Annotated in this window: 11 protein-coding genes; 2 read left to right on the top strand and 9 right to left on the bottom strand. The window is 70.4% G+C overall.

Annotated elements, in window-relative coordinates; translation table 11 throughout:
- Positions 1 to 206: 206 nt before the first annotated feature.
- The 9 genes from J2126_RS09745 to J2126_RS09705 form a co-directional block, all read right to left on the bottom strand.
- Positions 207 to 1,238: a nickel/cobalt transporter gene (locus J2126_RS09745; protein WP_348634274.1), complete on the bottom strand. Its 1,032-nt coding sequence runs from the start codon at positions 1,236 to 1,238 to the stop codon at positions 207 to 209.
- Complete coding sequence (locus J2126_RS09740; protein ID WP_209486211.1) at positions 1,235 to 1,870, bottom strand: DUF1007 family protein; 636 nt, start codon at positions 1,868 to 1,870, stop codon at positions 1,235 to 1,237. The genes J2126_RS09745 and J2126_RS09740 overlap by 4 nt, the downstream gene beginning before the upstream one ends.
- A gap of 165 nt (positions 1,871 to 2,035) precedes the next feature.
- Positions 2,036 to 2,977 carry a prephenate/arogenate dehydrogenase family protein gene (locus J2126_RS09735; RefSeq protein ID WP_209486209.1) on the bottom strand — a complete coding sequence of 314 codons (942 nt, stop codon included), beginning with the start codon at positions 2,975 to 2,977 and terminating at the stop codon, positions 2,036 to 2,038.
- On the bottom strand, positions 2,974 to 4,116 hold the full coding sequence (gene hisC / locus J2126_RS09730; protein ID WP_209486207.1) for a histidinol-phosphate transaminase: 1,143 nt from the start codon (positions 4,114 to 4,116) through the stop codon (positions 2,974 to 2,976). Before hisC ends, J2126_RS09735 begins: the two co-directional genes overlap by 4 nt.
- 26 nt (positions 4,117 to 4,142) lie before the next feature.
- Positions 4,143 to 5,003, bottom strand: coding sequence for a chorismate mutase (locus tag J2126_RS09725; RefSeq protein WP_209486205.1), 861 nt, complete (start codon positions 5,001 to 5,003; stop codon positions 4,143 to 4,145).
- Between the two features lie 203 nt (positions 5,004 to 5,206).
- Positions 5,207 to 5,902: a hypothetical protein gene (locus J2126_RS09720; protein WP_209486196.1), complete on the bottom strand. Its 696-nt coding sequence runs from the start codon at positions 5,900 to 5,902 to the stop codon at positions 5,207 to 5,209.
- Positions 5,903 to 5,919: 17 nt separating this feature from the next.
- Positions 5,920 to 7,188, bottom strand: coding sequence for a cytochrome P450 (locus tag J2126_RS09715; RefSeq protein WP_209486194.1), 1,269 nt, complete (start codon positions 7,186 to 7,188; stop codon positions 5,920 to 5,922).
- Entirely contained in the window at positions 7,175 to 8,908 is a 1,734-nt protein-coding gene (locus J2126_RS09710; protein WP_209486192.1) for a di-heme-cytochrome C peroxidase, read from the bottom strand. The genes J2126_RS09715 and J2126_RS09710 overlap by 14 nt, the downstream gene beginning before the upstream one ends.
- Before the next feature lie 156 nt (positions 8,909 to 9,064).
- Positions 9,065 to 10,201 carry a helix-turn-helix transcriptional regulator gene (locus J2126_RS09705; RefSeq protein ID WP_209486190.1) on the bottom strand — a complete coding sequence of 379 codons (1,137 nt, stop codon included), beginning with the start codon at positions 10,199 to 10,201 and terminating at the stop codon, positions 9,065 to 9,067.
- A gap of 337 nt (positions 10,202 to 10,538) precedes the next feature.
- Here J2126_RS09705 and J2126_RS09700 point away from each other — a divergent pair, with 337 nt between their 5' ends.
- Positions 10,539 to 12,035: a hypothetical protein gene (locus J2126_RS09700; protein ID WP_209486188.1), complete on the top strand. Its 1,497-nt coding sequence runs from the start codon at positions 10,539 to 10,541 to the stop codon at positions 12,033 to 12,035.
- Positions 12,036 to 12,391: 356 nt separating this feature from the next.
- On the top strand, positions 12,392 to 21,652 hold the full coding sequence (locus tag J2126_RS09695) for a type I polyketide synthase (RefSeq protein WP_209486186.1): 9,261 nt from the start codon (positions 12,392 to 12,394) through the stop codon (positions 21,650 to 21,652).
- Positions 21,653 to 21,696: the final 44 nt, after the last annotated feature.

Genomic DNA, 21,696 nt, shown 5'->3' with positions numbered 1-21,696 from the left:
GACGCCTCCAGCGGGGCCGGGCAGGGAACGGCATCGCGTGGAAATCACGTGCACCGTTCGCCTTTAGGCTGGCACGGAGTGTCGCACCCGGCAATTTCGTTGTTTTAATTCAAAGCGCAACGAAATTGCCGAAAAGCTGGGCGTGACGTATTTTGGTGCATTGCACCCGGAATTGGCTGCGCTGCGGCAACCCAAACCGACGAGGATCAGCCCGGCAGCAGCCGCTCGCTTTCCAGATAGCCGGTCAGCAGGCCGAAGCCGAACAGCATCACCAGCAGCGCCGCGCCCAGTTCCACCCCCAGCCGGGCCATGACGGACCATCGCGTGTCGCGTCCGGCGATGCGCACGGCGAGCCTTTTGCCGTAGACGGCGATGCCGGCGATCAGGGTCACCATGGCGGCGGTGCCGAGGCCCATGGCGAAGGCGGCTGCGACGCCGCTCAGGAACACGCCCTGCGAGAGTGCGAACGTCAGCACGAGGATGGCGCCGGAGCAGGGCCGGGCACCGGCCGAGACCACGGCGATCGCGGCGCGCTTCCATCCGCCCTGTCCCGCGAGAAGCGCGGGGTTGGGGGCGTGCTTGTCGCCGCAGTCGCAATCGGCGGCGTGGACGTGGGCCGCATCGCCCCGCGCCGCAGCAATCAGCGCGCGGCCCTTCACGATCGCGAGATAAAGCCCGAACAGGCCGATGCCGCCATAGGCGGCGACCTCTACCACCGTCATGGCCTGCGCCATGGAAACGGCGGTCGCCCCCAGCGCCAGCGCGAGGATGCCGACGAAGAGGATGGCCGCCACCGCCTGCACCATGCCGGCGGCCAGCGACAGCACGGCACCCCGGCGCAGGGTGCCGCCATCGGCGAGGAGATAGGAGGAGATCACCGCCTTGCCGTGCCCCGGCCCGGCCGCGTGGAACACGCCATAGGCGAACGAGAGGCCGGCGAGGAGGAAGGTGGCGTTGCCGTCCTGCTTGGCGGCGCGCACCGCCCCCACCAGCGCGCGGTAGAATTCCGCCTGCTTGGCGAGGATGAAGCCGGTGATGCCGGAGGGCGGCGGCTGGGCGGCGGCCCCGCCGAGCCCGAAGGGCGTCGCCTTTGGCGGGCCAAACCCCTGCGCGAACGCCATGTCGGGATAGAGCACCAGCGCCACCAGCAGCGCGAACAGCACCATGGCGCCGAGGGCGAGAAGGATCATCCCCGCCCGGCGCATCCGCGCGGGCACTGCCGCCGGGAGTGCGCTCACGGGCACTTCACCGTGATCTTGTCCGCGAACTGGGCGCCATAGGTGCTGCCGGAGGTCAGGCCGGCGAAGAAGGATTCGTTGAGCGCCGAGCTGGACGGCGGCTCCGGCGAGGTGACTTCCTGCGTGCAGCCGGCCGGCGCCGCGACCATCTTCACCGGCTCCGTGTCGGCGAAGGAGAAGGAGACGAACACGGTGGGATCATAGATCTCGATGGTGGCCGCCCCCTTCACCGCGACGGGCTTCGCCAGCGGCAAGGTGAAGTGCAGGGTGAGCAGCTCGTTCTCGTAGGTGAGGTAATAATCCACCGGGTCCTTGAAGGCGAGCTTGCCGGTGGCGCTTTTTCCCCGGACGAAATAGTCGTATTCCTTCAGGGACGTGACATTCACCTCGGCGAGCGGCTTCAGCACGTCGTCGCCATAGGTGCCGTCCTTCTGCTTCTCCAGCCCCTGCAAGGCGAAGGCGGTGAAGGCGTCGTCGAAGGTCCAGGCCTGCTTGAGCGCGGTGAGCTTGCCGTCGGTGCCGTAGACCACTTCGGTCTTCATGGTGACCCAGACGTGGGGATGCGCCTCTGCCACGCGCGGAAAGAGCGCCGCGGCGAGCAGCATGACGACGGGCAGCAGGCGCGCCAGCATCCGAATCTACTTCCTTGTGTCGGGGCGAACCCCTCTCAGGTCGCGCGAGACTTCGGCGGAATGGTGACGCTGGTCCCTACAGGGCGGATGCCACGCGGATATGACACGCGGGTGTGACGGAAGCTGACCGACCGTCATATTCCGGGCGTCACATGTCCCACTTCGTCAGCTGTCCTCGTGCTTCGGCTTTTCCGCCGCGCGACGGCCGAAGTCAGGGGCGGCGGTTTCCTGCCCCTGCTCGATGATGGAGCGGCGGATGGCGCGGGTGCGGGCGAAGTGCTCGAACAGCGCATCCCCGTCGCCGTAGCGGATGGCCCGCTGCAGGGCGGTGAGATCCTCGGTGAAGCGGCCGAGCATCTCCAGCACCGCCTCCCGGTTGGTCAGGAACACGTCGCGCCACATGGTGGGGTCGGAGGCGGCGATGCGGGTGAAGTCGCGGAAGCCGCCGGCGGAGAATTTGATGACCTCGGAGGTCAGCGTCTCCTCCAGATGCGCCGCCGTGCCCACGATGTTGTAGGCGATGAGGTGGGGGACGTGGCTGGTGATGGCGAGCACCAGATCATGGTGCTGGGCGCTCATGGTCTCGACGTTCGCCCCGGCCGCCCGCCACAAGGCGACGATGGCTTCCACCGCGGCGGGGTCCGCGCCGTCGGGCGGGGTGACGATGCACCAGCGGTTCTCGAACAGGGAGGCGAAGCCGGCGTCCGGGCCGGAGAATTCCGTGCCGGCCACCGGATGGGCCGGGATGAGATGGGCATGGGCCGGCACGTGCGGGGCCATGGCCTCCACCACGAAGCCCTTCACCGAGCCCACGTCGGACAGGATGGCGCCGGTCTTGAGGCGCGGCCCCACCGCCTGGGCCACCTTGCCGGAGGCGCCCACCGGAACGGCGACGATCACGATGTCGGCGCCTTCGGCGGCGTCCCCGGCGTCTTGCGTCACCACATCGGCGAAGCCGAGCTGCCGCACCCGCTCGCATACGGCGGGATCAGCGTCGGCGACGACGATGGTACCGGCGAGATGTTTCTCTCGCGCGGCACGGGCCATGGACGAGCCGATGAGACCCGCGCCGATGATGGCGAGGCGCGGCACGAGAGGCTGGATCACGTGTTGGACCCCGCCGCTCCGCCGGCCATGAACTCGGCGAGCGCCGCGACCACCAGCTCGTTGGCCTCTTCCGTCCCCACCGTCATGCGCAAGGCGTTGGGCAGGCCATAGCTCGCCACCTGCCGCAGCACGAGGCCGCGGCGCATGAGGAAGGCGTCCGCCTCCTTCGCCGTGCGGCCGGGAGTGTCCGGGAAATGGATGAGCAGGAAGTTCGCCACCGAGGGCGTCACCTGAAGCCCCAGCGCCTCGATCTTGCCGGTGAGCCAGGGCAGCCACTGGGCGTTGTGCGCCACCGCCTTTTCCACATGGGCGGCATCGGCGATGGCCGCGGCGCCCGCCAGCAGGGCCGGGGTGTTCATGTTGAACGGCCCGCGAATGCGGTTCATGGCGTCGATGACATGGGCCGGCCCCACCGCCCAGCCGATGCGCAGCGCGGCGAGGCCGTGGATCTTGGAGAAGGTTCGGGTCATGAGCACGTTGTCGGTGGAGAGCGCCAGCTCCAGCCCGGTCTCGTAATCGTTGCGGCGGACGTATTCGGCATAGGCCGCGTCCAGCACGAGGAGCACGTTGGAGGGCAGGCCCGCGTGCAGGCGCTTCACCTCGTCGAACGGCAGATAGGTGCCGGTGGGGTTGTTCGGATTGGCGAGGAAGACGAGGCGCGTCTTCGGCGTCACCAGCGCGAGCATGGCGTCCACGTCGGCCGTGAGGTCGCGCTCCTTCGCCACGACCGGCACGCCGCCGGCGGCGAGGGTCGCGATCTTGTAGACGAGGAAGCCGTGCTCCGAATAGATCACCTCGTCCCCCGCCGCCACATAGGTGTGGGTCACGAGGTTCAGGATCTCGTCGGAGCCGGCGCCGCAGATGATGCGGTCGGGATCGAGCCCGTTGGCCTTGGCGATGGCCTGGCGCAACGCGCTCGCGGAGCCGTCGGGATAGTCCTCCAGCCGGCGGCCGGCCTCGGCGAAGGCGGCGAGCGCCTTCTCGCTCGGGCCGAGGGGGGTCTCGTTGGAGGAGAGCTTGAACACCTTCTCCACCCCCGGAGCATGGCTCTTGCCCGGCACATAGGCCTCGATGGCGAGCACGCCCGGCTTCGGCTCGGGCCGGCCGGTGGGGATGGGGTCGTTCAGCACGGCGGACATCTCGGGTTACTCCAGACGATCTTTCTTCACGGCCGGGCGGAGACGCGCTCCACCTTGTGGGTGGCGGCGTGGCTGCCCACCTCGGCGACGGCGCGGATGCCCGCGCCCGCTTCTGCGAGGGCGCCCGTCACCTCGTCCACGGCATGGCCGGGGGGCAGGGACACGAGCAAGGCGGCGCCGTCGAGGGCTTCGTCCGGCGCCACCACCACCTCGGCGAAGGCGGGTATGGCACGGCCCGCGGCCGCGCTCCATCCCGTCACGCGCAGCGAATAGACGCGGACCTCCCGCACGGCGGCATCCGCGATGGGGTGGGACACCACGAATACCGGCAGGCCGGCGGGATGGTCGTCCCGCTCCACGAAGGGCAGGCGGGCGATGATCTTGGGTGCGCCTTCCGCCTCCAGCGCTGTCCACCATGGGTCGGCGGCAGACGGAGAGGGGGCGGCGGCGAGCAGCCCGAGATCGCCGCGCGAGCCGGCCACCGCATCGATCACGCCCCGCGCGCCCATGTGGGGCAGGAACGGCACGGTGAAGCCGAAATGGAAGCGCGCACTGTCGCGCATGGAGGCCTCGCCGCCGGAGAGGTCGGCATGGACCGAATAGGGCGCCTGGACATAGGTGAAGGTGGCGATGATGACGCGCCAGATGCTTTCCACCGTGTCGAGCGGCAGCAGGCCGCGATGGCGCTCCACCAGCCGGCGCATCATGTCCGCCTCGCGGGCGGGCCGGAAGGCGGAGCCGCCCTCGGTGCCCTGCGTGTGCTTCACCTGCACGAGGCGATCGATGATCTCGCTGCGCTCCATGAGCAGCTGGTGCATGGCCGCGTCGATGCGGTCGATCTCGGAGCGAAGGTCTGCGAGGGAGAGGGGAGCGTCTGTCTTTGTCATGGCGTTCGCGCGTCTGGAGCGCGACGCCCGGGCGGATGAAATCCGTCCGCCGGATGAAACGCCCCTCCAACTCGGGGACGGAGAGCGCGAGCCCGATCCGCCCGCATTGCAGGCTTCCGGCGCGCCCTCCAGCCGGCGAGGCTTACCGGGAACGGGCGCGGGAATCAAAACTTTGTTGCGCGCGGCGCCGGTATCAAGGCGCTCTAGCGCTTGAAATAGCCCTTCACCAGATGCTGCGCCACGAAGGCGTCGATGGCGGCGTGGATGGTGTCCCAGCGGGGCAGGGCGCTCGCCGGCACCTCCACGGCGGCCGACCAGACGGGCGTCTGGAACCAGAGCTGCGCGCGGGCGTCGGGGGCGTCAGGCGTCGCGGGCAGGCGGGCGAGCACGCCGCGATCCTCGGAAATGCGCACCAGATAGTCGCCCCCCGCTGCCGGAAACCGTTCCAGATCGTTGACGAAGCCCTGCCTCTTGTCCTCCCGCCGCACGCTGGCGATGGTCTTCGTCATGCCGGCGAAGTCGGGATGGGGGCCGAGATGGAAGGCCGTTACGCGGATGGTGGGGTCATCCCCCGCCGGGGCGCCCTCTGTGCGCGGCGGCGCGACGCCGGGGGTGGCCGCATGGGCGGCCATGGCCGCGGCCATGTCAGACAAGCGGAAGGCGAAGGCGGTCTCGCGACTGCGGATGATGCAGCCGATGAGGCCAAGCTCCGGCGGCGCGAGGGCATAGCGCGCGGGAAAGGCGAAGAGATCGTCCCCCGCGCGGTAGAACAGCGCCTCGCCATACTTCGCCACCGCCGCCTGCCGCGCCTCGTCCGTCTTGGCCGAAGGTTTGGCGGTTGGTTTGGCCGGCTTCGCCGGTTGGCAGATGGCGGGAGGGACGTCGGGAACGGGAGCCATCCCGCAACTCTACTCCGTCAGGTCAGCCCGATGCGATAGGTCTGGGGAAACGGCGTGCCCGCCATGTCCACCGGCGCCAAGGGGCGGGCGGCGGGGCGCAGGAGCACGCGCTTCACGATCTCGGGGATCATGGTGCCGCCCACATAGCGCCCAAGGCATTCGTGGTGCCCGTAGCCGAAATGCAGGTAGGTGTGGAACGGCCGGTCCGGCTTGAAGGCGTCCGGCTCCGGCACGAAGTCCGGATCGAACATGGCGGAGAGGCTCAAGGGGAGCACCACCGTGCCCTTGCCCAGCACCTTCTCCCGTGCCGTGCCCTTGGCCAGCGTGTAGGTCGCCGCCGCCTCGCGGAACATGAAGGCGACGATGGGGGAGAAGCGCAGCGCCTCCCACACATAGCCGTCGAACACCGCGTCATCGCCGGCCCTGGCCGCCGCCCGCGCGTCGCTGAGCACTTCCGGCCGGGCGAAGAGTTCGGCCAGCGCGTTAATGGCGGCTTCCGCCGTGGTCTCGATGGCGCCGATGAGCAGGCCGCCGATGTTGATGACTACCCGGTCCATGCCGAAATGGTCCGCCGCCGGCAGGTTCAGGCTGAGGATGCGGGTGAGGCTGTCGTCCGGCGCGGTGCCGGCCTTGATCTCGGCGATGCGCGCCGGGATGAGGGCGGCGAACAAGGCGCGCAGCTTCACCCGGCTGTCCTCCGCCGCCTGGTGGATGGCGTCGGCGTCCGGGCGGTCGTCGTAGGGCAGGTTGTTGAACTGGTCCATCTGGTTGGCATAGGACCAGTCGAGCAGGTCGGCGTCCGGCCCCTTGATGCCGAAGACGCGCTGCACGATGCGCAGGGGCACAAGGCGCGCCAGCTTCTGCACCGCCTCGATCTCGCTGCCCGCAGCATTCAGCGCCTCGTCGGCCACCTCGGCCACGGTGGCGCGGATCTTCGGCAGGTCGTCCCACGCGAGGATGGCGCGCATCACGGACTTGTCGCGGTAGTTCACCACCGTCTCGTCCATGGCCAGCATGAAGTCGCCCATCTTGGGCTTGTAGAGATCGACGGTGAACACCTTCGGCACGGACAGGATCTCGATCACGTCCGCGCGCTTGGCGACGAGCGTCACCTCGCTGGTCTCGTAGACCGGCGCATGGGCGCGCAGCTCGGCGAAGAAGGGGCGGGGCTCGCTGGAAATCCAGCCCCGCACCAGCGGCCAGCGCTCGGCGGGGCGGACGGCGGCGAGCTTGTCCAGATAGGGCGTATAGGGGCGCACCCGCGCCGCGGCCTCAGGGACGGACATCGGGGCCCTCCAGGACCTTGAGATATTCGATGATGGCATAGCGATCCTCGGGCGGGAGCTTCGCCCCCGTCGGGAAGGCGTGGCCGCGGTTGGAATTGCCAGGCAGGGCGGTGTCGAAGCGGGAGACGCGGGCGCGCTCGGCCTCGGGCATCGAGTCATAGGAGGACACGAAACCAAGCTTCTCCGTGTCGAGGCGCCTGGAGCCCACGTAGAACACCGCCGGCCGCTCCTCCTCGGGAGAGAGCAGGTCGTAGATGGTGGGCACGGAGCCGTTGTGGAGGAACGGCCCCGTCGCCCACACGCCGGCGAGCGGGCCGGCCTTGTAGCTCGGCGGCAGCAGCCAGCCGGATTGCGGGGTGTTGCTGCCGGGGGCAAAGCGCCAGCCGTAGGCGGCCTTGCGCGCATCGCCGGTGATGCCCCGGGCGCGCAGGTCGTTCTCGGTGATGGCGGTCACCGCCGCCAGCAGCAGCGAGCCGGCGAGCACCTGCCCGTCCGGCAGGCGCGGCGTGGTGGGCGGCAGCTGGGTGAAGGGGCCGGGCTTGGCGTAGCGGGTGATGAAGTTCATCGCCATCTTCGGGTCGGTCTTCACGGTGTCGATGTTCACCATGGAGACGGCGATCCACTGCCGCCCGCCCTCGGTCTCGGCGGCGGGGGTCAGGCGATAGTCGGGCCCGCCGTGGCAGCCGGCGCAATTGGCCTTGAACAGTTCGGCGCCGCGCTTCGCCTTGGCGGCGTCGACCTTGCCCAGCACCTTCTCCGGCCACGGCGGCGGCTTCAGTGTCGCGACCCAGGATTCGAGCGCGACGAGGTTTTCGCCCAGCGCGGTGGAGCTGGCGGCGGCGAGGTTGCCATTGGCGAAATCGGGATGGCCGAACACGCCCAGCACCTCGCCGAGGTTGCGGCCGAGCGGGTTTCCAGCAACGCCGTTCCACTGCACGTAGCGCTGCTGGGGCGTGGTCCAGAGGAAGGGATAGCTCACCGGCGCGTCGGGGATGCGGAAATTGGCCGGTTCCTTCAGGGCGTTGGCCGCCACCGCATTGAGGATGTGGCCGAAGGCGTCGAGCCGTCCCCGCCCGTAGGGGATGGGGGTCCAGGCGGAGGCCTCCAGGCGCCGGATGTCGGTGGCGAGGGCCTCCAGCGCGGGACGCACGGCCTTCGGGTCCACCGCCACCAGCCGCGCGGCGAAGCGCTGGAACTTGGCGGGATCGGCCAGGGTGTTGTCGAGCGCCTTGCTCAGGCGCGCCATCAGCAACTGGTAATCACCCTGCGAGGCGCCGCCGTCGATGCGGATCAGGGCGCCGGTCTTCGCCTCGATGTCGGCGGTGTGGCAGGCGGCGCAGGTGAGCCCGACCATGGGGCCGAGCGCGCCCGGGGCGGGGCGCGGGTCCTTCACGAAGCCGATGGGAAGCCCATCCGGATTGAGCGCCGAGGGGCCGTCCGCCGGCAGGAAGCCCATCTGCGCCACATGGGCGGGATCGAGGAAGAGCTTGTCGGAGAGCGGCTGCTCCAGCGCCCGCAGCACGGCGTAGGGCATCAGCTGGGAGCCTTGAGGGGTGTAATAGAAGGCCTCGCGCAGCTCCCTGGACCAGCCCTGGTCGAGCGGTTGCGCCTTGCCCGGCTCGGCCGGCGCGTCGTTGCGCGACATGATGGCGTCGGTCAGGGCCGCGAGCCCCAGGAACACGACGATCCCCGCCCCGAGGATCAGACCCTTGCGCCCCACCATTCTTTCCCCCGGCAATAATCCTGCCGCGCCGCCGGCCCCTGCCGGACGACGCCCGTTTCAACCCCTCACGCTTGAGCGGCCGCGCCACCTCGGGCGCGGCCGTATGATGTTCACGCGACATGAACGCGCGATGAAGCGATCCGCGGTGACGCGTCAGACCAGCGACAGGTCGAGGCTTTCGCGCAGCCGGGCGACCAGCTCGCCCTGCCGGTTGGTGCCCGTCTTCTCGTAGAGCGCCTTCAATTGGCTGCGCGCGGTGGAGAGCGCCACGTTGCGCTGCTGGGCGAAGTCGGCGAGGGAAGCCCCCACCGCCAGCGCCGCCGCCAGCGCCGCCTCGGAGGGCGTGAGCTTGAAGGTGGTCTGGATGCGCCGCGCCACGTCGGCCCCGCCGCGCCCGGGCTGGCGCACCACCACCGCGATCTGCGAGCGGGTGGCAAGGCGCGGGCTGCCCTCGCCCGCGGGCAGCGGATGCAGCGACACCCGGAACGGGCCGGCATCATCCCCGGCGCGCGACACCTCCATGTGCTCGGCATGGGTGATGTTCGCCTCGCCCCGCGCGGCGGCCAGCGCCAGCGCGACGGCGGCGGCGACCTGCCGGGAGGCGCGGTCGTCGCGGAAGGCGAGCCGGCCCTGCCGCACGGCGATGTCGCCGGACTTCACCATGCTCTCGCCGGCGCGGTTGACATGGGCGACGTGCATCTCCGCATCCACGAGGAAGATGCCGGCGTCCACGATGTCGAGGGCGGCGGCGATGTCGCCGACCTTCGCCTTGGCCTCGTCGAGCAGCGCGTAAAGCTCGAAGGCTCGCCTGAGGTGCGGCACCACGAGGCCGAGCTTCTGCCGCTCCGCCTGCCCGAACGGGCCCTGCGCCCGGCCGCGCATGGCGCAGATGGTGGCCATCACGTCGGCTTCCTGGGCGAAGTAGGAGACGAGCGAATGCTCGATGTCCATGGGCTCCACCACCTCGCGGAACAGCGCGGAGGCGCGGAACTGGTCCGGGTCCACCCCGTCCTCGCCGCAGATGACGCGGCCGGGATTGGAGAGGATGTAGGAGAGGCGGGGGTCTTCCGTCGCGTGGCGATAGAGGAAGGTCTTGTAGTCGTTGTGGTCGTGGCCCCACACCCGCCAGGTGGGCTTGGTCTGCTGCTTGAGGCTGAAGACCGCGAGCTGGCCGACCCGCCCGTCGATGAAGCGGGTGACGCCCTCCAGCAGGATGCCCCATTGCCGGGGATCGCCGGAAAGCTCGTAAACGTCGCCGACGAGGCGGGAGTAGTGATCGAGTTCGCCCATGTCCGTCCCATTTTTTGCGCGGCGATGGGTCCGGCCGGGCCGGCGCATCGCGACGCCATGATCCGATGGGCCGCCATGGCCCACCCCGCGGGGGCCGGACGGCGACGGGTTCGTGCCTGATGCCTGCCTTGGCGCCCTGCCGAACTCGGCGGGTGCCCACGGAGATCGCGAGCGCAGCATTGCACAACCACCTCAGGCTGCAAGACGTCGCAGGAGCGGTCATCCCCCATTCGGATGATGCTGACCGAACCGTCGAAATGCTGACGTAAGGGGGAGCCCCGGGGCTGGGGGATCAGAGGAGTGTGCCCTGAGAATGCGTGTCGAAAGGCCCCTTGAGATGACCGGAAGCGACGAGCCGCGCCCCTCGACCCGGGAGGCCATCAGCGCGCGCGTCCGGAACCTTGCCATCGAGGCGGGGGCGCGGCCGAGCGACCATGGCTTTGGCCGCATGTTCCCCGCCCTCGCCGCGCCGGCCTGCCGGATCGACGAGGGGTCGCGGACGCTGAAGGACCTCGCCCGCCTCGCCGCCGCCATGGGCGCCTGCGCCGAGGCGCCGAACGGGCAGCCGCCGCGCCGCCGGGCGGAGGGCGATTCGGACATCCCCGCCGCCTATGCCTTCCTTGTGGAGTTCGTGCTCAACGATCTCGTGTGGGAGCGGCGGCCGGCCGAGGAGGCGCAATTCGCCGGGGCAACGGGGGCCGCCGCCTTCGCGCCGGCCTTCACCCCCTTGGGCAGCTTCTCCGCCCTGTTCAACCGCCGCTCCGGCGGCCTCGACCTCGAATCCGTCTATGACGCGCCGCGCGATCCGGCCGCTGTCCGGCGGATGCTGCTCGGCGAGGTGTGGCGCGACCCCTTCGGCGAGCCGCCGCTGCCGCCGCGCAAGAGCCCGCGCAACGACCTGCCGCGCCAGCCGCGCGGCCTCGATCCGGCCCGCGACCGCGCGCCCCGCATGAGCGACGCGCGCAACGATGCGAGCCTGCCCCTGAGCCAGCTCCACGTCGCCTTTCTCAAGGCGCACAACGCCCTCGTCGCGACCGGCCTCTCCTTCGAGGCGGCGCGCCGGGCGCTGCGCCAGCGCTACCAGTGGATGGTGCTGTTCGACCTGTTGCCGAAGATCGCCGATCCCCAGGTGGTCGAGGCAGTGATGGCCGAGGGGGGGCGCCTGTGGCGGCAGGACCGGCCCGGCGACATCTTCATTCCGGTGGAATTCTGGGCGGCGGCCTTCGTCATCGGCCGGAGCCTCGCCCGGCCGAGCTACGATTATAACCCACGCCTGCGCAACGCGGAGGCGCCCGCGCTCGCCACCCGCGCCGCGCTCGGCCCCTCCGGCTGTGGCCCCGGCGGGCTGCCGGCCGACCGCATCATCGCCTGGGAGGGCTTTCTGCCGCTGGAGGCAGAGGCGCCGCAGCGGGCGCGGCGGCTCGACACCCGCCTCGCCGGCGCGCCGGACACGGTCGAGGCGCTGGCGATGCGGCACCTCTCGCGCGGCTATCGGCTCGGGCTGCCCACCGGACAGGCGGTGGCCAAGCATCTCGGCCTGAAGCCGCTCAGGGACGACACGCTGCTCGCCGCCTTGCCGGAAGCCCAGCGCGTCGCAGCCTTGCCGTTCTGCGAGGCGACGCCGCTGTGGTTCTACATCCTCGCCGAGGCGGGCGATCCGGCGGGGCCGGCCGGGAAGCATCTCGGGCCGGTGGGCAGCCGCATCGTCGCCGAGGCGCTGTGGACGCTGGCCCGCCAGTCCGACGCCTCCATCCTCGCCCCGGGCGAGCTGCGCGACTTCGACCGCTTCACCCTGAGCGACCTCGTGCTGCTGGCGGCGGAAGAGGACGCCTAAACCGGCCTGTCGCTCACTCCCCGTCGCCCAACCCAGGCCGACCAACCGAGGCAGACCAACCGAGGCAGACCAACCGAGGCAGACCCTTGGCATGGGACCGCCGGAACCATGTTCCGGCGGCTTTTTTTGCAAAAGAGCAGCCCGGCGGTGGTCTTGCTGCGATGCGGCCAAATTCCGGCAGGCCGCTTGGGCGGATTTGCTTATAGAAGAGGCGAAGTGGATGGTATTTCGGTAGACGATGTCTTACTAAAATACCATTCTCAAGTATTTCATGGCTCACTCAAGAATTGGTGATGACAACAATTTTCGGATGAGCCTATTTTGCAGCGCGGGATCAACGGAAGGGGGCGCTTCCGATGGACAGTGTCGATCTGCTCGAAGGCGAGTTGAAAGCCGTCATTTCCCAAGGCCTCACCGAGTCGAGGCCCACTGAACCCCTCGCCGTTGCCGTGGTCGGCATCGGCTGCCGGTTCCCCGGCGGGATCGCGAGCGGGGCGGATTATTGGTCTTTCCTCGTCGGAAAACGCTGCGGCATCCGGGAAATTCCGGCCGACCGCTGGAATTTCCGCAATTATTACGATCCCGACCCCGAATGCGCCGGGCGCTCCTATTCCAAATGGGGCGGCTTCCTCACCGGCGACGTGTTCAGCTTCGATCCCGCCTTCTTCGACATGGCCCCGCGCGAGGTCATGTCCATGGACCCGCAGCAGCGGCTGCTGCTGCAGGTGGCGTTCGAGACCGTGGAGGATTCCGGCATCACCCTGCGCACGCTTCAGAAGAAGCGTACCGGCGTATTCGTCGGTATTTCCACATCGGACTTCAGCTATTCCCAGCGCTACCGGCGTGTCGCCACCGACATCTTCGCCGGCACCGGCTCGGCCTATTCCATCGCCGCGAACCGCATCTCCCACCGGCTCGACTTCACCGGCCCGAGCATGGCCCTCGACACGGCCTGCTCGTCGGCGCTTGTTGCGGTGGATCAGGCGATCCGCCATCTCTCCATGGGCACCTGCGACGTGGCTTTGGCCGGCGGCGTGAACATGATGCTGGACCCCGGCCCCTTCGTCGCCTTCTCCAGCGCCAACATGCTGTCGGCGACGGGCGCCATCTACACCTTCGATGCCCGCGCCGACGGATTCGTGCGCGGCGAGGGCTGCGGCCTCGTGCTCCTGAAGCCGCTCGCCCGTGCGGTGGCCGATGGCGACCACATCTACGCGGTGCTGCGCGGCTCGACCGTCAATCAGGACGGCCGCACGCCGACCCTCACCGCGCCCAGTGACGTAGCCCAGACGGCCATGCTCAACAGCCTGCTGGAGCAGACCGGCATCGACCCGGAAGACGTGGGCTATGTGGAGGCGCATGGCACCGGCACGCCGGTGGGCGACCCCATCGAGGCGAGCGCCATCGGCCGCGTGTTCGGCGCGGGGCGGGTGGACCGGCCGGTGCTGGTGGGCTCCTTCAAGCCCAATCTTGGCCATCTGGAATCCGCGTCCGGCATCGCCGGCCTCATCAAGATCGTGCTCTCGGCGCACCATGGCGTGGTGCCGCCAAACCTGAATTTCGAGCGGCCGAACCCCAACATCCCGTTCGATGCCCTCGGCCTCAAGGTACCGGTGGAGCCGACCCCCTACGATGCCGAGGACGGGGTGCGCCTCTCCGTGGTGAATTCCTTCGGCTTCGGCGGCACCAACGCCTCGGTGGCGGTGGAGAGCTGGCACGGCGGCGCGCGGACCGCGAAGGCCGCGCCCGCGCGGGCGGTGCCGACCGACGATCCCGCCTTCATCCCCCTCTCCGCCAACGGCAAGCCGGCGCTCGCGCTCTGGGCCGAGGAACTGGCCGAGGCGGTGGACGACGGCGGCGCGCTCTCCGGCGTCTCCTACGACAGCCTCTCGCAGGTGCTGAAGACCAGCCGCGACCATCTCAACGAGCGCGCCGTGCTCCTCGCCGACCGTGCGGCGCAGGATCTGCCCTACAAGCTCAGGATGCTGGCGCTGGGCGCCGACGCGCCGGCGGAAGAGTTCGAGGCGGTCGCGCCGTACATCATCACCGGCCGCGCGCGGCCGCGCCGGCTCGCCTTCACTTTCTCGGGGCAGGGCGGGCAGTGGTGGGCCATGGGCCGCAAGCTGCTCACCACCGATCCCGTCTACCGCGCCTTCGTGGACGAGTTCGACGCCGTGCTGAAGCCGTGGACCGGCTGGTCCGTGGTCGAAGAGGTGCTGAAGGACGAGAGCAAGACCCGCATCAACGACGCGGACGTGACGCAGGCCTCCATCTTCACCATGCAGGTAGGCCTCTACCGCATGTGGCGCGCGCGCGGCCTCACGCCCGAACTGCTGGTGGGCCACAGCTTCGGCGAGGTGGCGACCACCTATATCGCCGGCTGCATCGATCTCGAAACCTGCGCGAAGATCATCTACCACCGCGGCCTCATCCCCCACGGCAGCACGCGCCGCGGCGCCATGGCGACGCTGGGCGTCACCTATGACCAGCTCGCGCCTTTGCTGCCCGACGACGGCACCGTGGTGGTGGCCGCCTATAATGGCCCCACGGCCCAGACCATCTCCGGCATGGAAGGCCCGGTGGACGCCGTGCTCGCCGAGGTGAAGCGCCTGTTCCCGGATGTCCTCGCCCGCCGCCTCACCATGGATTTCGGCTGGCACTCGCCCCATCTCGACGATTGCGAGGCGAAGTTCCGCGCCGGCCTCGGCGAGATCGACTGGAAGCCGCCGTCCATCCCCATCGTCTCCACCGTCACCGCCATGCTGGAGACGCGGTTCGACAGCGAATACTGGTGGCAGAACCTGCGCCAGCCGGTGAATTACAAGAAGGCCATCGATTTCTGCCTCGACCTCGGCATCGACGCCTTCCTGGAGCTGGGGCCGCACCGCACGGTGACGCCGTTGATCCACGGCATCTCGCAGGAGCGCAACGCGTCCGTGGTGGCGGTGCCCTCGCTGGAGCGGCAGGGCGACGATCGCCTCGTCATGGCCCGCTCCATGGCGAGCCTCTATGTGAACGGTGTGTCCTTCGACTGGACCGAGGCGGCGAAGGACGGCTCCGATGAGGCGCCCGCCCGCGCCGACCACCTTGCCCTGCCGCGCCGCCCATGGGCCAACGAGCGCCTGGTGCAGCTGCCGCTGGAGGCGAAGCAGTTCCTGTTCGACGACGACCGCCACCCGCTGCTCGGCTGGCGCGAGAGCGGGCCGGAGCCGGCCTGGACCAACGAAATCACGCTGAAGAGCCTCAAGTACCTCGCCGATCACCGCCCCGGCGGCGACTGCCTGTTCCCCACGGTCGGCTATGTGGAGATGATGACGGCGGCGCTGCGCGAGCTGTTCGGCGCGGCCCCGGTGGAATTGCGCGACTTCAAGATCATGGAGGCGCTCTCCATCGGCACGGACGACGTGGTGCTGCTGCGCACGTCATATGATCCGGTCACCAACCGCCTGCGCATTTCCTCGCTCAAGCGCGACACGGATGAGGACTGGCGCCTGCGCGTCGAGGCCTATGGCTGGCAGCACGCCTTCACCTTGCCCAGGGCGAAATTCGATCCGGCGGTGCTCGCCGGCACCCCGGCCATCACGCGGGAGGATTTCTATCGTCTCACCGCCCGCCACGGGCTTGATTACGGCCCCACCTTCCAGGCGGTGGAGGCGCTCTGGCTGCCCGGCCCGCGCCATGCGGTGGCGCGCATCGTCAGCTCCGAGGCGGCGCGGCGCACCGGCTTCGTCGCCTTCCCCGGCCTGTTCGATTCCGTGCTGCAGGCCGGCCTCGTCGTGGACGACGTGGAGGCCGGGCTCTGGATCCCCGGCGCGCCATTGCCGGAGATGGAGGAGGTAGAGGGCAAGTATCGCCTCATGCTCCCCATCGGCATCCGCAAGGTGATGGTGGCCGGCCCGCTGCCGAGCGAGGTCATCTGCGAGTTCTTCACCGACCCGCGCGACGACACCGGCATCTATCGCGTCTACGCGCTGGACGGCACGCCGCTTCTGGCGGTGGAAAACCTCCAGGTGAAGACGCTGGGCGCGCTGAAGGCGTCCACCGGCGAGGGCGCCGTCGTCATCGACGAGACCTATGAGAGCGATGCGGACAAGCCGCCGGCCCCGGTGCGCACCGGCCGCTGGCTGCTGGTGACCGGCGATGCCGCCGAGACCGCATCGCTGACCGCCGCTCTGGAGGCACAGGGTTCCACGGTCGAGACCATGGACCCGGCCCCGCTCTTCGCCATGGAGGCCGAGGCCTTCACGGCCCGGCTGGAGGCGATGCTTGCGGCGGCGGAAGGGCTCGTCGGCATCATCTATGCCGCCACCGCCGGCACCCATCTGGCGGACGCCGAGGCTCTGTCCACCGAGGCGCTGTTGGCCGCCGTGGAGCCGGCGGCCAACGGCCTCGTCACGGTGGGCAAGGCGCTCGACCTGCTGCGCACCGCGCCGCTTCGGCCCACCCTCGTCGTGCTCGGCCGCGCCGGGCGGCGGGTGCCCGGCGACGGGGCCATGACCACGGACGGCCTCGCCGATGCGCCGCTCCTCGGCCTCAGCCGCACCATCGCCAATGAATGCCCGGAATTCGCCGTCCGCCATGTGGACGCGAACCCCGCCGCCTTCGCGGCCGGGGCGACGCTGGCCCAGGCGGTGGCGGAGGAGAGCGCGGAGGCGGAGATCGTGCTGCGCGGCGCGGGCCGCCTCGTGCCGCGCCTGCGCCAGAGCGAGCTTGCCGCCCAGGCGCCGAAGCACTGCGTGATCGCGGCCGGTACCGACCGCTCCAACTTCACCGTGACGATGACCCAGCCCGGCGTCATCGACAATGTGGTGCTGCGCGAATGCCGCTATCCGACCCCCAAGGCGGGCGAGGTGGTGGTGGAGGTCGCGGCCGTGGGCCTCAACTTCCGTGACATCATGGCGGCCACCTCCATCCTGCCGGACGAGCAGGACGGCGAGGGCGCGTGGTGGCGCAATCTGGGCCTCGAATTCGCCGGCACGATCCAGAGCGTGGGCGAGGGCGTCACCGGCTTCAAGCCCGGCGACCGGGTGATGGGCATGGGCAAGGGCTTCCTGCGCCGCTTCGCCGCCGCCGATGCCCGCTTCCTCATGCACGTGCCGGACACGGTGGATCTGAAGGACGCCGCGACCCTGCCGGCCGCCTTCATGACCGCCCATTACTCGCTGGTGGACATCGGCCGCCTGCTGCCCGAGGAGCAGGTGCTGGTGCATCTCGCCACCGGCGGCGTCGGCCTTGCCGCCATCCAGGTGGCGCGCAACATCGGCGCCGATATCCTCGCCTCCGCCGGTTCCGACGCCAAGCGTGACCATCTCAGGGCGCTGGGCATCGTCCATGTGATGAACTCGCGCAGCCTCGAATTCGCCGAGGACGTGCGCGCGGCTACAAAAGGGCGGGGCGTGGACGTGGTGCTGAATGCGCTTTCGGGCGCGGGCATCGACAAGGGGCTGGAATGCCTCGCGCCGTTCGGCCGCTTCGTGGAGATCGGCAAGCGCGATCTCGCGCAGGACAAGCCCATCGGCCTCAAGTCCCTCTATTACAACAATTCCTACTCCGTCATCGACCTCTCCACCATCGCCGACGAGCGCCCGGCGCGGCTCTCCTCTTTGCTGCGGGCGGTGGAGGCGGAGGTGGCGCGCGGCGCCTACCGGCCGCTGGTGGCGACGCGCTTCCCGGTGTCCCGCGCGGCGGATGCCATGCGCCTGTTCGCCAAGGCGCAGCACATCGGCAAGGTGGTGCTCACCTTCGACGAGCCGGAGGTGGAGGTGGAGATCGACCTCGCCCAGCCCATGCAGCTCTCCGGCGAGGCGAGCTATCTCGTCACCGGTGGCCTGCGCGGCTTCGGTGTCGCGGTGGCGGACTATCTGAGCCGGGCCGGCGCCGGGCGCCTGCTGCTCGCCGGCCGCAACGGCACGCCGGATGAAGACTCCGCGCCGGCCATCGCGGCCATCCAGGCGCGGGGGACGGAGGTGGTGCCGCTCGCCCTCGATGTCACCGACCCGCAAGCGGTCGAGGCGGTGATCGCCGCTTATGCGGCCTCCGACAAGCCGCTGAAGGGCATCGTCCACGGCGCGGCGGTGATCGAGGACGGCTTCCTCGCCCAGCTCGACGCGGCGCAGATCAGCCGCGTCATCCGCCCCAAGGTGGGCGGCGGCTGGAGCCTGCACCGCGCGGTGGCAAAGCATGGCGCGGCGCTGGATTTCTTCGTCAGCTTTTCCTCGCTGGCGCAGGTCATCGGCAGCCCGGGACAGGCGAACTACACGGCGGCCAACGCCTTCCTCAACGCGCTGGGCTCGTTCCGCAAGGGGCGGGGTGTCGCCGGCTCGTCGGTGGCGTGGGGCTCCATCGCCGGCTCGGGCTTCGTCGCCCGCTCCGAGGCGCTGGGCAATTATCTCGAAAGCATCGGCATGAAGCCGGTGCCGGACACGGAAGCGGCGGCCTCGCTGGGCACGCTGCTGCGCGCCGAGGAGGAGAACCCCGCGTTCGCTCGCGCCGACTGGTCCGCCATCGCCCGCGCGCTCGCCCGCACGGCCGGCACGGGCCGGGTGAAGCCGCTGCTGGCGCAGCGGTCCGCCGGGCGCTCGCGCATCCAGGCGGATCTCCTCGCCGCCCCGCGCGAGCAGTGGGACGCCATGCTTGCCGATCTCATCCGTGGCGAGGTGGCGAAGGTGCTGAAGGTGGCCGCCGCCGACATCCCGCCCGACCGGCGGCTGTCGGAGCTGGGGCTCGATTCGCTCTCCTCCTTCGAGCTGAAGAACCGCATCGAGGCCCATGTGGATGTGAACATCCCCGTGGCCAAGTTCCTGCAGACCCCCACCATCACCGGCCTCTCCGGCGTGGTGGCCGCCACCTTCGAGGCGGCGCAGAAGGCCCGCGCGGCGAGCGCGGAAGCTCTTGCGGCGGGCGGGGAGGGGACGGCCGGAAACGCCGGTCCGCTGGCCTTCCGCCCGCTGGTGCGGCAGGAGGCGCTCATTGCCCTCGCCACCCGGCCCATGACCACGCAGGCGGTGCGCGACGCGCTGGAGGTCTCGGCCTCCCGCGCCGTGCCGGCCGGCGTCGCCTTCGAACAGCTGGCGCAGGCGCTGGCCGATCTCGCGGCGGCGCAGGATGGCCTGCGCCTCACCGCCACAGAGACCGGCTCGATCGTGCTCAACGGTGCGCCGGACCTGGAATGGGTGGCCTCCGCCGGCGCGCTCGCCCCGGTGACGCAGCCGGGGCCGCTGTGGCGGTTCGGGGTTTCCAAGTTCGGCGTCTCCAAGGGTGCCGATGGCACGCTGACGCTCCATGCCCGCGCCCACCGCGCGGCGGCGGATGCGCTCTCGCCCCATCTCGCCCTCGCGGCCTTGCTGGCGGCGGTGGAAACCGCCCCCTCCGCAGGCGCGCCCTTCACCGCCTTCGCGGCGGAAGGCCGCCCGGCCGATGGCTCGCCGGAGCAGGGGCGCCATCTCGCCTTCTGGAAGGAAGTGCTGCGCGCCGTTTCGCCCGCGCTCCGGACCGGGGTGCGCTCGCTGGCGCTGGCGCCGGCCGGCTTCGGGCTCAATCGTGGGCCGGTGGGGCGCCTCACCGCCCGCATCGACATGCCCGGCTTCGCCGCCTTGACGGTCGCCGAGCAGGAGGCGCTGCTGCTCACCGCCCTCGCGCGCTCCCTCGCCACGCGGCACGACGCACAGGCGCTGGTGATCGAGTGTCACGATCCGGCGCGGCGCGACGGGCTGCTCGGCCCGGTCTCGACCTCCGTGCCTCTGCTTATGGACCGGCTGTGCGAGGCGCCCGACCGGATCGTGCGCCGGACCCGCCAGCGGCTCGCCATGGCCCGGGATCACCGGGCGCTGGACACGGCGGCGCTGGAATCGCTGCTCGGCACCAAGCTCAACGCGGCCGGGGCGGCGCTCCGGCAGCTCGGATTTGCCTATGTGGATGCCGCCTCCGCGTCGGCGCTCGCCGCGCGCGGCGTGGCGGACCCGCTGGCGGCCCTGGCGGACCCGTTCAACGAGCTGCGGTTCGATGCGGTGGCGGAGGGCGACGGCGTGCGCCTCGTCCTCGCGATCGACACGGCGGCCTTCGACGCCGGGGCCGCGCGCCCCTTCCTCGACGCCTTCGCCGCGACGCTGGAGACCCTCGGCGGCAGCGCCGCGACGCTCTCCGATGCCACATGGCACGCCCCGGCCGAGGCCCTGACCCGCACCGCCGCGGCGGCGCCCGAACCGGTGGCCGCGTCTGCCCCGGTGCGGGTGAGCGGCGAACGGGAGGTGCCTCTCTCGCTCAAGCAGGGGCTGCTGCTGCGCTCCTTCATGAGGCCACAGACCGGCTACGCCTGCCGGGCCGCCTGGACCGTCAACCGCGCCTTCCGCATCTCCCCGCGGATGGATATCGAGCGCCTGCGCCGGGCGCTGCGGCTGGTGGAGGAGCGGCAGGAGGCGCTGCGCTCCCGCTTCATCGTCGACGACAACGGCCGGCCGCGCGTCTTCATCCTGCCGCCCGGCGAGCCGCCGCTGGTGGTGGAGGACATGCCCGACGCCGACGAGGCGCAGATGGAGGCCCGCGTCGCCGAGCTGATCGGCGATCCCATGGACCCCTTCACCAATCCGCCCTATCGCATCACCGTCCTGCGCTGCGGGCCGGAGGGCGACGTGGTGGTGGCGCACGGGCACCACACGGTGTTCGACGGCTGGTCCCTGGGCCTGTTCGTGGAGGAGCTGTTCCAGGCCTTCCTCGGCATCCCGCTGCCACCGCCGGAGATGGATGTCGAAACCTATGTGAATACGTTCGAGCGGGCGACCGATCCGGCCTTCATGGCCGAGCGCGACGCCTATCTGCGCAGCCTCTACGCGGTGGACCCGCCGCCGGTGCCCAACTTCGGGCGCCGGGCCAAGGGCCTCGCCCCGAATTTCGACCTCACCCAGGGCGGGCCGGCGGGCGAGATGTACGCCTTCCTCAGCGCCGACGGCCAGCAGCGGCTTCAGGCCCGCGCGCGGGCGGCCGGCGTCACCGAGACGGCGCTGCTCATCGCCGCCGTCGGCCAGACGGTGGCGGCGCTTGGTGGGGTGGACGACGTGATGCTGAACGTCCCCACCGCCATGCGCACGGACCGCCGGCTCAACGGCTTCATCAGCTGGGTCGCCGGATCGGCCCTGCTGCGGGCGCCGGCCCGCGCCACACCGCGGCTGGAGACGCTGGCCGCGAGCCTCGCGGACCAGCTCAACCGGGCCATGCCCTACGTGCCGTTCGAGTATGCGGCGCTGGACGGAGCCGTGCATGACGAGGTGATCGCCGCCGGCTCCTACCTCGCTCTGTACCAGACCGGCATGCAGGCGCCCGACCGCTTTGCCCGTGGTGCCACCACCTCGACATTGCAGCGGCAGGGCAAGGCGGAGGTGCTGGACCTCGGCCACATCAAGGTCGCGCCCATGAGCCCCAAGCTCATGCGCTACGCCATCAACGAGTTCGACCTGCGCTCCTTCCAGAGCGCGGACGGACTCGCCTACCGTCTCGGCTTCGACCTCACCGCCTTGACACCGGACGAAGGACGGGGCTTGTTGGAGGAGGTGCTGGACCGTATGGGGCTTGGCGGCAGCGGCTGCACCGGGATCGTCGATACGGACGAGGAGCAGCCCGCGTGAGCCCCAGCGAGATGACCCGGCCGTGCCCCGCGCGGGCACGGCGC

It is taken from the genome of Xanthobacter flavus (genome assembly GCF_017875275.1).
In the GTDB taxonomy this organism is placed as follows: domain Bacteria; phylum Pseudomonadota; class Alphaproteobacteria; order Rhizobiales; family Xanthobacteraceae; genus Xanthobacter; species Xanthobacter flavus_A.
This window is presented reverse-complemented; position numbering and strand designations above follow the sequence as displayed.

What these genes read in the sequence shown, in the direction of transcription:
- J2126_RS09725 (WP_209486205.1), bottom strand. Translation starts at nt 5,003, where the DNA reads ATGACAAAGACAGACGCTCCCCTCTCCCTCGCAGACCTTCGCTCCGAG.
- J2126_RS09705 (WP_209486190.1), bottom strand. Translation starts at nt 10,201, where the DNA reads ATGGGCGAACTCGATCACTACTCCCGCCTCGTCGGCGACGTTTACGAG.
- J2126_RS09715 (WP_209486194.1), bottom strand. Translation starts at nt 7,188, where the DNA reads ATGTCCGTCCCTGAGGCCGCGGCGCGGGTGCGCCCCTATACGCCCTAT.
- J2126_RS09695 (WP_209486186.1), top strand. Translation starts at nt 12,392, where the DNA reads ATGGACAGTGTCGATCTGCTCGAAGGCGAGTTGAAAGCCGTCATTTCC.
- J2126_RS09720 (WP_209486196.1), bottom strand. Translation starts at nt 5,902, where the DNA reads ATGGCTCCCGTTCCCGACGTCCCTCCCGCCATCTGCCAACCGGCGAAG.
- J2126_RS09740 (WP_209486211.1), bottom strand. Translation starts at nt 1,870, where the DNA reads ATGCTGGCGCGCCTGCTGCCCGTCGTCATGCTGCTCGCCGCGGCGCTC.
- hisC (WP_209486207.1), bottom strand. Translation starts at nt 4,116, where the DNA reads ATGTCCGCCGTGCTGAACGACCCCATCCCCACCGGCCGGCCCGAGCCG.
- J2126_RS09700 (WP_209486188.1), top strand. Translation starts at nt 10,539, where the DNA reads ATGACCGGAAGCGACGAGCCGCGCCCCTCGACCCGGGAGGCCATCAGC.